General features: G+C 33.3%; 11 protein-coding genes and 1 riboswitch. Of the genes, 6 read left to right on the top strand and 5 right to left on the bottom strand.

The genetic code is table 11. The features are described from left to right. Positions 1 to 94: 94 nt before the first annotated feature. Both ACIQ6Z_RS00450 and ACIQ6Z_RS00455 read left to right on the top strand, forming a co-directional pair. Positions 95 to 775, top strand: a complete 681-nt coding sequence (locus tag ACIQ6Z_RS00450; RefSeq protein ID WP_396208979.1) for a copper homeostasis protein CutC — start codon at positions 95 to 97, stop codon at positions 773 to 775. Positions 776 to 794: 19 nt separating this feature from the next. Further along, the gene (locus ACIQ6Z_RS00455; protein WP_396208980.1) at positions 795 to 3,260 is read left to right on the top strand and encodes a glycosyl hydrolase 2 galactose-binding domain-containing protein; all 2,466 of its coding nucleotides are present in this window, start codon (positions 795 to 797) and stop codon (positions 3,258 to 3,260) included. A 44-nt stretch (positions 3,261 to 3,304) separates the two neighbouring features. Here the strand turns inward: ACIQ6Z_RS00455 and ACIQ6Z_RS00460 are convergent, their stop codons facing one another. Both ACIQ6Z_RS00460 and ACIQ6Z_RS00465 read right to left on the bottom strand, forming a co-directional pair. After that, positions 3,305 to 3,919: a deoxynucleoside kinase gene (locus tag ACIQ6Z_RS00460; RefSeq protein ID WP_396141125.1), complete on the bottom strand. Its 615-nt coding sequence runs from the start codon at positions 3,917 to 3,919 to the stop codon at positions 3,305 to 3,307. Further along, complete coding sequence (locus ACIQ6Z_RS00465) at positions 3,919 to 4,716, bottom strand: hypothetical protein (protein ID WP_396208981.1); 798 nt, start codon at positions 4,714 to 4,716, stop codon at positions 3,919 to 3,921. The genes ACIQ6Z_RS00460 and ACIQ6Z_RS00465 overlap by 1 nt, the downstream gene beginning before the upstream one ends. 121 nt (positions 4,717 to 4,837) lie before the next feature. Between ACIQ6Z_RS00465 and ACIQ6Z_RS00470 the strand changes: the two genes are divergently transcribed. Beyond that, positions 4,838 to 5,737 carry a GLPGLI family protein gene (locus tag ACIQ6Z_RS00470; RefSeq protein WP_396208982.1) on the top strand — a complete coding sequence of 300 codons (900 nt, stop codon included), beginning with the start codon at positions 4,838 to 4,840 and terminating at the stop codon, positions 5,735 to 5,737. Between the two features lie 4 nt (positions 5,738 to 5,741). On the opposite strand, the gene ACIQ6Z_RS00475 is transcribed toward ACIQ6Z_RS00470, so the two are convergent. Beyond that, entirely contained in the window at positions 5,742 to 6,422 is a 681-nt protein-coding gene (locus ACIQ6Z_RS00475; RefSeq protein WP_396208983.1) for a response regulator transcription factor, read from the bottom strand. Then, positions 6,415 to 8,064: a sensor histidine kinase gene (locus ACIQ6Z_RS00480; RefSeq protein ID WP_396208984.1), complete on the bottom strand. Its 1,650-nt coding sequence runs from the start codon at positions 8,062 to 8,064 to the stop codon at positions 6,415 to 6,417. Before ACIQ6Z_RS00480 ends, ACIQ6Z_RS00475 begins: the two co-directional genes overlap by 8 nt. A 119-nt stretch (positions 8,065 to 8,183) precedes the next feature. Between ACIQ6Z_RS00480 and ACIQ6Z_RS00485 the strand changes: the two genes are divergently transcribed. Together ACIQ6Z_RS00485 and ACIQ6Z_RS00490 are read left to right on the top strand one after the other, a co-directional pair. After that, a complete protein-coding gene (locus ACIQ6Z_RS00485; protein WP_396208985.1) occupies positions 8,184 to 9,011 on the top strand; it encodes a GLPGLI family protein in 828 nt (275 codons plus the stop codon). 70 nt (positions 9,012 to 9,081) lie between these two features. Next, positions 9,082 to 11,814: a carboxypeptidase regulatory-like domain-containing protein gene (locus ACIQ6Z_RS00490; RefSeq protein WP_396208986.1), complete on the top strand. Its 2,733-nt coding sequence runs from the start codon at positions 9,082 to 9,084 to the stop codon at positions 11,812 to 11,814. A gap of 68 nt (positions 11,815 to 11,882) precedes the next feature. Here ACIQ6Z_RS00490 and metK read toward each other — a convergent pair whose 3' ends face one another. After that, entirely contained in the window at positions 11,883 to 13,133 is a 1,251-nt protein-coding gene (gene metK, locus ACIQ6Z_RS00495) for a methionine adenosyltransferase (RefSeq protein WP_396208987.1), read from the bottom strand. Positions 13,134 to 13,484: 351 nt separating this feature from the next. Continuing rightward, positions 13,485 to 13,592, top strand: a riboswitch (SAM riboswitch). Positions 13,593 to 13,645: 53 nt separating this feature from the next. Here metK and ACIQ6Z_RS00500 point away from each other — a divergent pair. Then, the gene (locus tag ACIQ6Z_RS00500; protein ID WP_396208988.1) at positions 13,646 to 14,635 is read left to right on the top strand and encodes a homocysteine S-methyltransferase family protein; all 990 of its coding nucleotides are present in this window, start codon (positions 13,646 to 13,648) and stop codon (positions 14,633 to 14,635) included.

The raw sequence follows: 14,635 nt of genomic DNA on the forward strand, positions 1-14,635 counted from the left end.
CGGATCCTATTGTGTGCAAGGAGGTTTCAATTATGCCGTTCACGATGCCACAGGAAATCGATTACTGGATGCCAATTACTTTTTGAAATAATTTATGATCCAAGAAAAAAAAATAGAAATCGCTTGCTTTAATTTGGATTCAGTTTTAATTGCTGAAAAATCAGGAGCTGATCGTGTAGAATTATGTGACAACATTGCACTCGGAGGCACCACACCAAATACGCATCTTGTACAACAAGCTCGAGAAAATTTGACCATCGATTTATATGTGATGATTCGTCCAAGAGGAGGAAATTTCGTTTACTCAGTAGTAGAATTTGAGCAAATGAAATCAGAAATTAACGCCTTAAAAACATTAGGTGTGGACGGATTTGTTTTCGGAATATTGAAAGAGGACCAAACGATTCAAATCGAACTAAACAGCGAATTAGTCGCACTTGCAAGTCCGCTACCGTGTTCCTTTCACCGTGCGTTTGATGCGGTTACTCATTATGAACAAGCTTTGGAAGATGTGATTTCTTGTGGCTTTACGACCCTGCTCACCTCCGGAACTTTTTCTAATGTTATGGAAGGAAAAGACGTCTTGAAGCAATTAGTTGTTCAAGCGCAAAATAGAATTCAAATCATGCCCGGAGGAGGCTTGCGATCGACCAATATTTCGGAATTAAATGAAAGGGTAAATGCAAATTGGTATCATTCATCCGCCATCACCGATGGAACGGAAATCGCTAGCCCCGAAGAAATCAGCCAACTGAAGAAAAAGTTGCAATCATAAATTGATCTAATTGCCTTATATGTTTAAAAAAATATTCTTGTTTTTGATTATTATTTGCTGTTCGGTTTCGGCACAGACTTCCTATCGCAGTTTGTCCACCGAAAACTGGACATTCAACAAGCAAAACGAAACAAGAAAATACAAGGCAACCGTTCCTGGAACTATTCATACCGATTTATTCCAGCAGCATTTAATTCCGGATCCATTTTATGGGGCCAATGAAAAAAAATTGCAGTGGATTGAAAACGAGAGTTGGGAATATGAAACCATTTTTTCAGTTTCAAATTTCGAACTTTCTGCTGAAAATATAGAATTAGAATTCAACGGATTAGATACCTATGCCACCGTTTTTCTGAACGGGAATTCGATTTTAGAAGCTGATAATATGTTCCGAAAATGGACGCTATCGGTCAAAAACCGACTTAAAAAAGGGAAGAATCAGCTGAAAATTGTATTTCATTCGGCAGTACAAAAAGGAAAAGAAGCCGCCACAAAATTGCCGTATACGTTACCTGAAAGAGAACGTGTTTTTATCCGTAAAGCGCAATATCAATTTGGCTGGGATTGGGGACCACGTTTTGTTACGGCTGGAATTTGGAAGAATGTCCAATTGAAATTTTGGAATTCGGCAAAAATCGAAAATATTAAATACAGCCAACTCCAATTGAACGAAGAAAAAGCGCTTTTGGAATTTATTACGGATATTTATTCGCCTAAAGAACAAACAGTGCAACTCGCTTTGAATGATAAAGTTCAAACCTTTCATCTAAAAAAAGGGAAGAATATTGTAAAGATGCCTTATGAAATTTTGAAGCCTATATTTTGGTGGTGTAACGGATTAGGGAAACCTCATTTATATTCCTTTTCAGTTGAATTATTTCAACAAAATAAACTCTTAGAAAGTAAAAAATTAAACATTGGACTGCGTACCATCGAACTGGTCCAAAACAAAGACACTTTTGGAACGGGTTTTTACTTTAAACTGAACGGAAAACCCGTTTTTATGAAAGGGGCTAATTATGTTCCAAACGATAGTTTTTTGCCCAGGGTTTCCAAAACCTCTCCCTTAGAGTTGGTGTTAAATGCAAAAGCGGCGCATATGAATATGTTGCGTGTTTGGGGTGGAGGTGTCTATGCAGATGATGCATTTTATGACGCTTGCGATGCGAATGGAATTCTAGTTTGGCAAGATTTTATGTTTGCTTGTTCCATGTATCCAGGGGATGATAAATTTGTAGCAAATGTCAAACAAGAAGTAATTGATCAAGTCGACCGTTTGCAAAATCATCCAAGTTTGGCTTTATGGTGCGGAAATAATGAAAACGACGAAGGTTGGCACAACTGGGGTTGGCAAAAACAATATAATTATTCTAAATCTGATTCCACACAAATTTGGAACGACTATAAAAAAGTCTTTCACGAATTGATTCCACATACGTTAGACAGTTTATTGTCTAAAGATAAAAACAGCTATTGGCCTTCATCACCTTCTATTGGTTGGGGAAGAAAAGAAAGTTTGTTGCAAGGTGATTCTCATTATTGGGGCGTTTGGTGGGGCAAAGAACCTTTTGAAATGTATCAGAAGAAAGTGGGTCGGTTTATGAGCGAGTATGGTTTTCAAGGCATGCCCAATAAAGAAACATTAGAAAGAGTAATTGCGCAATCGGACTTAAATTTTGGATCAGAAGTGTTTAAAAATCATCAAAAACATCCTACAGGTTTTGAAACCATAAACGAGTATATGGCACGTGATTTTAGGGTGCCCATAGCTCTTGACAAATACATTTACGTTTCACAACTGTTGCAAGCCTATGGCATGAAAACGGCCATTGAAGCTCACCGATTGGCAAAGCCCTATTGCATGGGATCATTGTATTGGCAATTTAACGATTGTTGGCCGGTAACTTCATGGAGTACGGTAGACTATTATGGCAATTGGAAAGCTTCTCATTATCAAGTTAAAGAAAGTTTTGCACCCATTGTATTGCTTTTTTCGGAGGATGCAAAGGCACTTTCAATTATTGGAAGTAATGATACTTTCGACCTACAAACCGGAACACTAACGGCACAATTGCTTGACTTTTCAGGTAATGTCATTTGGAAAGCAGATAAAATATGTGAAATCAACCAGGAATCGAATACCGTTTGTTTGCAAATTGAGTATGACCAATTCCCAAATTTTGACAAGCAAAAATCAGTTTTGCAAGTCGAATTCAAAGGTAAAAACACGGAGTCTGTTGCCTACCATTATTTTGTAAAACCAAAAGAGTTGCTGCTTGAAAAGCCAACGATCGAAATTAAAGTTGTGGGTGAAACACTAATTGAAGTCACAACAAATACGTTAGCAAAAAATGTGTATTTGCATTCGAAAGACGGATTTTTTAACACCAACTATTTCGATTTGATTCCGGGGTTTCCTAAAATTATCAAAATCGATAAGCCTTCGAATGCCATTGAGGTACTGTCGTTATTTGATGCCAATTAAGGTATTTAGATGTAAAAAAAATGCCTCATTTGAGGCGTTTTTTTCTAAAATAAGCCGTTAAGTTCGGCGTCTATTCTGTTTATTATGTTTCCTAAATCTTCAGGATTGTTTACAAAATCAATATCATCTACATCAATAATCACTAATTTTCCTTTGTCATAGGTCTGAATCCATGCTTCATAGCGTTCGTTCAAACGACTCAAATAATCAATAGAAATAGAATTTTCGTAGTCTCTTCCACGTTTGTGGATTTGACTCACTAAATTAGGAATGGAACTGCGCAAATAGATTAATAGATCAGGAGCTCCTACCAAACCTTCCATCAATTCAAATAAGGAAGTATAATTGTTGTAATCTCGATTGGCCATTAATCCCATAGCGTGAAGATTGGGTGCAAAAATATGTGCATCTTCATAAATGGTTCGATCTTGAATAATGTTTTTACCGCTTTGTCTAATTTGTAACACTTGCCGAAAACGACTGTTTAAGAAATAGATTTGCAGGTTAAAACTCCAGCGTTCCATTTGATGGTAAAAATCATCTAAATACGGATTGTCTACTACGTCTTCAAAATGAGGCTCCCATTTATAATGTTTCGCCAATAAACGAGTTAGTGTTGTTTTTCCTGCTCCAATGTTTCCTGCTACTGCTATGTGCATTATGGTAAAATTAATTTATAATTCGTAATTTTATTTTGGGTAAAAATAACTAAAATTCCATCTTTAAAGAAAAAATTGTCTACGAAATTTTCAGTTATTTCAATTTTTCTGCTGATTCCTTTTGCTATTTCATACAAATAGAGTTGCTGTTTCATAAAATATAGTGCTGTTGTCGCATCAACCAGTTGAATACTATCATGATTTGGTAGGCTGCCTAGCGCGGTTACTTTCCCATAAATGGATGAAGTAGTTAGTTTTTTTTGACTGTCTATCCCATAAAAAAAGGTGTAGTCTGAAGTGTAATTAACGAGTGGATTTGAATTAGGTACCGTGATCCAATTTGTGAGATCTTTAGTTGTGGAATACAAGCCCAACCGATTGCTGTTTCCATCATACACCCACAATTGATTTTGTGCCGACAAACCCATAGCTTCCAACTGAATAAATGTGGGACTCAAATTGAAGTCAATACGTTTGGTCTCATTCAATTGGTTGTCTAATAACACTAATGTGTTGAATTCTTTATAAAAAACGACAAGTTGTAATGGATTTTGAAAATCAACCCGTTCAATTTTACCTAATCCTAGGTTTTTATAGACTAAAACTTCATTTTTAGTTCGTTTGAGTACAACATTATCTTTTATGGCATATTGATTTAGTTGTTGGTCAAAACCCAAATACCGATCAATATCCCATGAAATTGAATCTAGTTTTTCAGTTTTTACAGGAGTTTGTGAGAAGGTGATTGCTGTAACAAAACTACAAATCCAAGAAAAAAAATAGTGTGTGTGTTGCATGGGTTAAACGAAATGCTAATTAATGAGTCTAATATACTACTTTAGACAAAAATAAAGTCCAAATTGTGTAACAAATTCTATTATTTAAGGTCTTATTGGTTATCTAAAATTAATTTTTACAATGAAAAAAATATTTATTGCTTTTTTATTAGGCTTCTTGGGCATCATGAATGCCCAAAATTTTCAAGGAATGGCTGTGTATGAATCTAAAACAAGTACGGCCGAATTTACGAAAGGATTCAGTGGAAATAAGGACATGACTCCCGAAATGCAAAAACAAATCGAAGAGCGAATGCGAAAAATGTTTGAAAAAACATTTGTATTAAATTTTGATCGGTCGGCGTCTATTTATAAAGAAGAAGAAAAATTAGAAGCACCTGGGCAACAAGGCGGCGTTAGAATGATGTCTTCCATGATGGGCGGCGGCGGAACGCATTACAAGAATGTGAAAGAAAAACAATATATTGTTGATCGCGAGATTTTTGGAAAAGAATTTTTGATTAAAGATTCCTTGCCAAAATACAACTGGAAAATGGAGGGAGAATCCAAACAAATTGGAAATTATACGTGTTTTAAAGCTACCGCAACTGTAAAGGTTAATGAATCCGACTTTAGAAATTTCAGATTTAGAAACCGTGACAAAAAGGAAGAAGATAAAAAGGAAGAAGTGAAAGATTCTACTAAAACCAATAAAACGAATTTTACTAAAGATTGGGAAATGCCTAAAGAAAACACCATCACGGCATGGTATTGTCCTGAAATCCCCATCAATCAAGGTCCAGAGAATTATTGGGGTTTACCCGGTTTAATTTTAGAAGTGAGCGACGGGAAAACCATTATTTTATGTTCGAAAATTGTCTTGAATTCTAAAGATAAAGTTGAAATTAAACCAATTGCAAAAGGGAAAGAGGTTACGCAGACCGAATACAATGAAATCATCAAGAAAAAAATGGAGGAAATGCAAGAGATGAACGGTGGACCAGGTGGTGGAAACCGTATGCAATTTAGAATGAGTAGATAATAATCTAAAATATTATCTTATAACCTCGTCCTCTACTGTTAATAATTTCTACAGTAGGATCGAGGTTTAACTTTTTTCTTAACTTCGTTATAAATACATCCATACTTCTACCACTAAAAAAATCTTCATTTCCCCAAAAAGTATTTAATATCAAGGTTCTTTCTATTGTTTTTCCCTTGTTTTTCACTAAAAATTCTAGTAAAATAGTTTCTCTATTAGTTAATTTAACTGTTTTTTCTTTGTGGATTAATAATTGTGATTCAGTTTCAAATTCATAAGATCCAATTGTAAATCTTGTTGCATTAGTTTTGTTCTGAATATTATTGGTTAATGATATAATTCTTACAATTAATTCTTCTATGCTAAAAGGTTTTTTTATGTAGTCATTGCAACCTATTTTAAATCCTTTGATTACATCATCTGTCTGAGATTTTGCAGTTAAAAATAAAATAGGGATTGTTTTATTAATTTGTCTAATTTCTTCTGCTAATGTAAAACCGTCTTTTTTGGGCATCATTATATCTAAAACTAATGCGTCAAAGTTCGATTTTCTAAATTCTTCAAAAGCAAATTCTCCATTTTCACATAAGGTAACACTAAAGTTTCTACTTTCTAAACTTTCCTTAATAATTATCCCTAATGATGCTTCGTCCTCAGCCAAAAGCAGATTAATTTTGTTAGTCATTTGGTAAAGTTATTTTAAAAATAGTCTCGTTTGTTATAGTTAATTCAATTGTTCCATAGTGTTTTTCAACTATAGTTTTTGCAAAATATAAGCCAATTCCATATCCTTTTATGTCGTGAATGTTTCCCTTTGGAATTCTATAGAACTTTTCAAATATTAATTTCTCTTGTGATTTTAAAATCGAATTTCCGTTGTCTTTTACTTTAATTAAAGTAGTTTTATCCGTTTGAAAACAATTGATTTCGATCTTGTTTCCACCATATTTTATAGCATTATCAATTAAATTTGAAATTGCATTTTCTAAATAAAATGAATCTGCATTGATATATAATTCTTCTTTTTCAAATTCAAAGGCAATTTGTTTTTTAGAAATATCCTCATGTTTTTCAATAATTGATTTAATAAAAACTATTAAATTAATATTTTCTAAAGTCAATTGAAGTTCTTTAGCGTTTAAAGTCGCTGTTTCTAATATCTTTTCGACCATGTTTTCCAATTTAAACAATTGATTGAATGACATGGCAATATATTTTTTATTTTTTTCTAAATTATTTTCAGGATTAAATGTGCTCATTCCCTCTAAAGCAGTTGCTATTGTTGTTATTGGTGTTTTGAATTCGTGAGTAATGTTGTTGATAAAATCATTTTTAATTTCGTCAACTTTTTTTTGTTTTTTGATGATAAAAAGCAAAAAATACAAACAACCTATAACAGCTAATGAAAAAAGTAATGATAAAATCAATTCAACCCCCATTCGTTTAACTATTAATCCATTTGAATAATTGTAATTCAGAATAATACTTTCTTTAGGTTTTAGATAAGTTGAATTTGGTTTAATTTGAAAAGGTAATTCTTCTTTGCTTCTTATATAAGTGTGAAATAAAGTGTCTTTTTTAAAATGATGAAATTGATAATTTAAAATTATATTTTTTCGATTTAATTCTTTATTAAAGATAGAATCTAAAACTTTATATTTAATAGTGTCATTTACAAAAGTCATTGTAATTTTGTTAGGAAATTGATCACCACTAATAGAATCCAATGCTTTTTTACCCTTTAAAATAATAATTTTAGGTTTTTCTGACAGCGATGTAAAATGAAGAGAATCTATATGTTTTGTTGTTGTATAATTTATTTTATTATTTTCTTTTCTAGTAGAATCTTTTTCAATTTTAACGTCTCCTAATTTGAAATTTGATATGGATTTGTTTAAAGAATCTTTGATAATTTTTTTAGATATTACTGTTGTATCAGAGGGAATGGTTTTTTTTATTTTTATTTTTTTTGTGTTATCATTAACATCTTTAAAATCAATAGATATACTAGTTATATTATTTTTTGACAAATTTCTGGATTCTTTTTCATTTTTCATTTTTTTCCCAAAAATAGAATCTGCCTTTATTTTTGCTATAAAATCTTTCATTTCAACGGTTGAATCTTTGCTAAAAACACTTATGAAGGTTTCCTTTGAAGCTTCATCAAAATATTTTTCTAGCGAAAAATCATATGCAATCTGCACTTCATTGTGTAATCTGATTTTATTGCTCAAATAATTTTTATAATTCCAATAAACTTGCAAACAAATAGTTGCTATAACTAAAAGACTAATTAGTGCAAATATTCTTTTTAGATTAATTTTCATACTTCAAAAGTAAAAACTATTTGTATATTAATTTGGCCGTTAACACACGTTAACATTCATTAACTTATTATTTGAATTTATTGCTATTAATTTGCTTCATTAATTAAAAACTAAAAGACATGAAAACATTATTTTTTTTAAGTGCATTTTTATCGTTAACTCTAAGCTCATTTGCACAAAATTTTCAAGGAATAGCTTACTATTCTTCACAAACAAGTATGAAGAATATTAATATTACAAGTAACGATATGACACCTGATGTTAAAGAAAAAATGATGGAAAGCATGAAAAAGGCTTTTGAAAAAAACTATATTTTATCATTTAATTCCATTGAATCAATTTATTCAGAAGAAGAAAAATTAGCTACTCCAAAACCTTCTAGTAATGGAGTCTTTGTTAGTTTCTCTGGTGGTGGTGATTCAAAATATTACAAAAATTTTAAATCAAAACAATATATAACCGATTTAGATATTTTTGGAAAAGAATTTTTAGTCATAGATTCTTTGCCAAAATTTAACTGGGTCATAACTGGTGAAGAAAAGAAGATTGGCAATTACACTTGTATTAAGGCACAAATTATTATTCCTGTTACAGAAGAAGATTTAAAAGAATATGAAGATTACAAGAAAAAATCAGAAAGCGCTAAAACAAGTTTTTTTACACCAAGTGAACCTAAAGAAAAAATAATTGAAGCATGGTATACAGTTGAAATTCCAGTTTCAAACGGTCCAAATAAATATTGGGGTTTGCCGGGTTTAATTTTAGAATTAGATGAAGGTGAAACCATTTTTTTATGTTCAAAAATAGTTTTAAATCCTCAAGAAAAAATTGAAATTAAAGCACCTAAAAATGGAAAAAAAGTAACTCAAAAAGAATTTGATGATATTCAAGAAAAGAAAATAAAGAGTATGAAAAATGAAGATGGAGTTATAGAAATTAAAATGTAAAAAAATTTGATTAATAAATTTGTAACAAAACTTTATAAAATTAGTCTTATCTATTTAATACTATTAACAAATGAAAAAAAACATATTTTTTATATTTTTATTATTTAGTTCGATTTCTTTTTCACAAAATATTCGATTTGAAGGAACCATAAAAGATTCTACAGGAGTAGGGTTGGATATGGCGAATATTATGGCAGTCAATCAAGAGACAAAAGCCATGGATGCGTATGCAATTTCAAATGAAACGGGGAAGTTTTCATTGGTATTAAAAACCAATACCAAGTATACCATTAAAGCCAGTTATATTGGCTTTCAGTCGTATGAGAAGTCGGTGACAACGGGTACAACAAATATCAACTATACCATAACCTTAAAAGAAGGAACACAATTAAAAGAATTAGAAATTGTTTATGAAATGCCGGTTTCCATTTCAGGAGATACCATAATTTACAACGCGGATTCTTTTAAAAATGGCACGGAACGGAAATTAGAAGATGTCTTAAAAAAACTTCCGGGTGTTGAAGTAAATAAAGATGGAGAAATTGAAGTTGAAGGAAAAAAAGTGCAGAAAATAATGGTTGAAGGGAAAGATTTCTTTGATGGAGATACCAAATTAGCCACAAAGAATATTCCTGCAGATGCCTTAGAAAAAATCCAAGTTTTGCGCAATTATAACGAGGTGTCAAATTTGAAAGGATTGGAAAATAATGAAGAAAATGTAGCCATTAATATTAAATTAAAACAAGGGAAGAAAAACTTTTGGTTTGGAGATATGATGGCGGGTTTTGGTGTTGGGGATAAAGAAGACCGTTTCATAATTAATCCAAAGTTGTTTTATTACAATCCAAAGTTTAGTGTTAATGTAATAGCAAATAAAAACAATATTGGGGAACTCCCGTTAACGGCACAAGATTATTTTAAGTTTACAGGAGGTTTTAGAAATATGATGCGAAAAGGAGGTTCTTCTTTTAATGTGGTTTCCAATGATTTGGGAATTATGGGACTTCGAAACAATCAAGCAGCCAATATTGAATCGTCATTTGGTGCTGCTAATTTTAGTTTTAACCCTACAAAAGCATGGACGTTGAGTGGTTTTGGAATTGTATTGGGAAATAAAACTGAAATTGAGACCAAAACCGTTTCTAATCGTACCGATAATTTACCCGATGGATCCTCTCAAACAATCTCAGAAACCAGAAGTGATATTACACAACAAGACAGCAAACAAGCCTTATTTAAATTAAGTTCTAGTTATGTGCCGTCAGAAAAAGTGCATTTTGATTATGATGCCTTGGTAAAATTTTCGGATCAAAAAGAAAACACCGATATTAGTTCTAGCTTATTAACGGATTTGTATACCAATAAAAAACAGAATCCCTTTTCGATAAATCAGAATTTTAATTACTATTATACGTTAAGTGAGAAACATGTTTTTGCATTAGAAATGCAGCACCTGTATCAAGAAGAGGATCCAATTTACAATGCTAATTTAGCGACACAGCCTTTTGTTTTGTTGGGTTATAATGGCTCGCAAAATAGAGATGATATCAACCAAGTTAGGTTTGTAACAACCAATAAAGTCGATACCAAATTAGATTACTATTACATGGTTACTCCTAAAAGTAATATTAATTTGACATTAGGGAACACCTATTCGTATCAAAATTTTGACTCTTCCATTTTTCAAATTTTGGACAACGGTTTGCAAAACGATTTGACAGCTCCAGAAAATAATAATGACGTGAATTATATTTTTAACGATGTCTTTTTAGGCTTACATTATAAATTTTTAACCGGAAAATTCACCTTCAATCCTGGGTTTAGTGTGCACCAGTACAACATGAACGACCAGCAACTTAGTACTTCAAATAAGCAGTCTTTTACAAGAGTACTGCCCGATGTGTATGCTTTGTGGCAAATTAAAAAGTCGGAAACCTTAACCTATAATTATTCTTTCAGCAATAACTTTACGGATATTAATCGATTGGCTCAAGGTTATGTTTTTTCAAATTACAACAGTTTGTTTAGCGGTAATCGATTTTTAGAAAATTCGACATCACAAGTACATTCTTTGCGCTATTTCAAATACAACATGTTTAATTTTGAAAACATTTTTGCAAATATTACCTATACCAAACAACTAGACGCCATTAAAAACAAAGCTTTGTTAACGGGTGTAAACCAAGTTTCTTCTGCGGTGAATATGAATTCAAATTTTCCGGAAGAATCTTTTTCCGGAAGTGCAAATTACGGACGTTCGTTTTTTAAATACTATAAGGCAAATGCGCGCGTGTCTGTAGGATGGAACAAATTCAATAACATTCGAGTTTTCCCAGATGCAGATGCCGATCCAGACAATAACCCTACTCAAATCCAAACTACAGAGTCGGTAAGTCAAAGTTATACCTTAGGATTTTCGACCAATTATAAGAAATGGCCTAACTTAGGAGTGTCTTATAATTACTCCATTAGTGATAACTTTTCGGATACCGTATACACCGATAGTCCTTCTTTGACATTAGAGTATTATTTTTTAGAGGCCTTTTCATTGACTTCCGAATATAATTTCTTTCACAATTACAATAAATCAAAAACTATTGATAGTGAGTATGATTTTTTATCGGCTAATATTATCTATCAAAAGAAAGACAGTAAGTGGGAATGGAAACTTTCGGGGACAAACTTGTTGGATACAAAATCTTTAGACACCAATAGTTTCAGTCAGTTGGGAGGAACCAGTAGTTTTTCAAGCTACAGAGTACAACCACGATATATCATTTTAAGTTTGAAATACAATCTATAAGTTCTCTATACTACAACAAAAAAGCCTGACCAATTGGTCAGGCTTTTTTGTTGTATAAAGCAATTCGATTATAATTGAAAGGCTGCTTTTACTTGGTCTACAAAATCTAATTTTTCCCAAGTGAATAATTCAACAGTTGTTGTTTTTGTTAAACCACCAGGTGCTGTGAAAGTTTTGGTAACCGTTTCCGGAGTTCTTCCCATATGACCATAAGCTGCAGTTTCACTATAAATAGGGTTTCTTAATTTCAAGCGTTGTTCAATAAAGTACGGACGCATATCAAAAATGCTTTCTACTACTTTGCTGATTTCGCCATCGGTTAAGTTCACTTTTGCTGTTCCGTATGTATTTACGTTGATAGAAGTGGGTTCGGCTACACCAATGGCATACGACACCTGCACTAAAATTTCATCAGCTACACCAGCAGCCACTAAGTTTTTAGCGATATGACGAGTGGCATAAGCGGCAGAACGGTCTACTTTTGATGGATCTTTACCAGAGAAAGCACCACCTCCGTGAGCTCCTTTTCCACCGTAAGTATCTACGATAATTTTTCTTCCGGTTAATCCCGTATCGCCGTGAGGTCCTCCAATTACAAATTTCCCTGTTGGATTGATGTGGTATTTGATCGCGTCATTAAATAAATGCGCATATTGTGGATTTTTAGCAATAACTCTTGGGATCAAAATCTCGATGATGTCTTTTTTAATTTTAGCCAACATCGTAGGTTCGTCTGCAAAATCATCATGCTGTGTAGATACGACAATAGCATCAATGCGAACCGGTTTGTTATCATCAGAATATTCTAATGTTACTTGCGATTTTGCATCCGGACGTAAGTAGGTAATTTCTTTGTTCTCTCTTCTTAAGTCAGCTAAATCTTGTAACAATTGGTGCGACAATTTCAAGGCTAAGGGCATATATTCTGCCGTTTCGTTGGTAGCATAACCAAACATCATTCCTTGGTCACCTGCACCTTGCTCTTCTTTGCTTGCTCTGTCGACACCTTGGTTGATATCAGCTGATTGCTCGTGAATTGCCGACAATACCCCACAAGAATTGGCTTCAAACATGTACTCACTTTTGGTGTATCCAATTTTTTTGATGACATCACGTGCAATTGTTTGCACGTCTAAATAAGTATTCGATTTTACTTCTCCTGCTAGAATAACCTGTCCAGTAGTAACTAGCGTTTCGCAAGCTACTTTTGATTCGGGGTCAAAAGCCAAGAAATTATCAATTAATGCATCGGAAATTTGATCCGCAACTTTGTCAGGATGTCCTTCACTCACTGATTCTGACGTAAATAAATAAGCCATAATTAAATATATTATAAATTAAGCGAGAAAAAAAAGGATTGCGAAGTGCATAAAGGAGTAGGGAATACTGCTTTAGCATTTTTTTAATGAGGTTGCAATCAGTTCAAATTTTTCCTCTTTTGTTTCGTTGACAAAGGTATGAAGTGATTTTGATTTGAAAAAATAAAAAAGTGATTTTTAACAAAAAGTGTGTAAATAATTGGGTGTAGTATTTTTATTAGAAAAATAATCTAAATAAATTTACAATTATTGAATTTAAATCTAAATTATAGGCAATAGGTATTATTATTCTGAAAATATTTCATAATTTCAATTTTGTCACTACATTTGCACCGTTCATAAACATAATGGTAGTTATCACGAAAGCTGGAGGGAATAGACCCGACGAAAGCTTAGCAACCTCCAATTTTTGGAAAGGTGCTACATTCTAATGCGTCATGTAGACGGTACAGATAACCTGAAAAAAACTTCATTTTTCATGATAACTCGAACACTAATCAGTTATCAATCGTATGTCAAACATTCAACAAGCCATAAAAGAAAGAATCTTAGTCCTAGATGGCGCTATGGGGACGATGTTGCAACGCAACAATTTCTCTGAAGAAGATTTTCGCGGTGAACGCTTTAAAGATTTTCCGCATCCGTTAAAAGGAAACAATGATTTACTTTCCATTACGCAACCCGAAGCCGTTAAGCAAGTCCACCGTTTGTATTTTCAAGCCGGTGCCGATATTGTAGAAACGAATACCTTCTCGGGAACAACGATAGGTATGGCCGATTACCATTTGGAAGATTTAGTATACGAATTGAATTATCAATCGGCTAAAATTGCCCGCGAAGTAGCGGACGAATTTACCGACCGCCCACGATTTGTAGCGGGTTCCATTGGACCTACAAACCGAACCGCTTCGATGTCACCCGATGTCAATGATCCGGGTTACCGTGCCGTCACTTTTGACGATTTGCGCGTGGCATACAAGCAACAAGTCGAAGCATTAATTGATGGAGGTTGTGACGTATTGTTGGTAGAAACTATTTTTGATACGTTGAATGCAAAAGCAGCTCTTTTTGCTATTGAAGAAGTAAAAGAAGCACGCAAATTGGACATTCCAGTTATGGTGTCGGGAACGATAACGGATGCCTCTGGGAGAACCTTGTCAGGTCAAACTGTAGAGGCTTTCCTAATTTCTATTTCCCACATTCCGTTGTTGAGTGTTGGGTTCAATTGCGCTTTGGGTGCCGATCAATTAAAGCCTTATTTGAAACGATTGGCCATGAACACCCAATTGAATATTTCGGCGCATCCCAATGCAGGATTGCCTAATGCGTTTGGACATTATGACCAAACTCCCGAAGAAATGCAAGCCTTGATCAAAGAGTATTTAAAAGATCATTTGGTCAATATCATTGGGGGTTGTTGCGGTACGACTCCAGAACACATTCAAGCGATTGCTGAGGTTGCAAAAGCATTTAAACCGCGAACCTTTCTGAAGGAAATCTAA

This window comes from Flavobacterium sp., assembly GCF_044376915.1.
Lineage (GTDB): Bacteria > Bacteroidota > Bacteroidia > Flavobacteriales > Flavobacteriaceae > Flavobacterium.

What these genes read in the sequence shown, in the direction of transcription:
- ACIQ6Z_RS00450 (WP_396208979.1), top strand. Translation starts at nt 95, where the DNA reads ATGATCCAAGAAAAAAAAATAGAAATCGCTTGCTTTAATTTGGATTCA.
- ACIQ6Z_RS00455 (WP_396208980.1), top strand. Translation starts at nt 795, where the DNA reads ATGTTTAAAAAAATATTCTTGTTTTTGATTATTATTTGCTGTTCGGTT.
- ACIQ6Z_RS00460 (WP_396141125.1), bottom strand. Translation starts at nt 3,919, where the DNA reads ATGCACATAGCAGTAGCAGGAAACATTGGAGCAGGAAAAACAACACTA.
- ACIQ6Z_RS00465 (WP_396208981.1), bottom strand. Translation starts at nt 4,716, where the DNA reads ATGCAACACACACACTATTTTTTTTCTTGGATTTGTAGTTTTGTTACA.
- ACIQ6Z_RS00470 (WP_396208982.1), top strand. Translation starts at nt 4,838, where the DNA reads ATGAAAAAAATATTTATTGCTTTTTTATTAGGCTTCTTGGGCATCATG.
- ACIQ6Z_RS00475 (WP_396208983.1), bottom strand. Translation starts at nt 6,422, where the DNA reads ATGACTAACAAAATTAATCTGCTTTTGGCTGAGGACGAAGCATCATTA.
- ACIQ6Z_RS00480 (WP_396208984.1), bottom strand. Translation starts at nt 8,064, where the DNA reads ATGAAAATTAATCTAAAAAGAATATTTGCACTAATTAGTCTTTTAGTT.
- ACIQ6Z_RS00485 (WP_396208985.1), top strand. Translation starts at nt 8,184, where the DNA reads ATGAAAACATTATTTTTTTTAAGTGCATTTTTATCGTTAACTCTAAGC.
- ACIQ6Z_RS00490 (WP_396208986.1), top strand. Translation starts at nt 9,082, where the DNA reads ATGAAAAAAAACATATTTTTTATATTTTTATTATTTAGTTCGATTTCT.
- metK (WP_396208987.1), bottom strand. Translation starts at nt 13,133, where the DNA reads ATGGCTTATTTATTTACGTCAGAATCAGTGAGTGAAGGACATCCTGAC.
- ACIQ6Z_RS00500 (WP_396208988.1), top strand. Translation starts at nt 13,646, where the DNA reads ATGTCAAACATTCAACAAGCCATAAAAGAAAGAATCTTAGTCCTAGAT.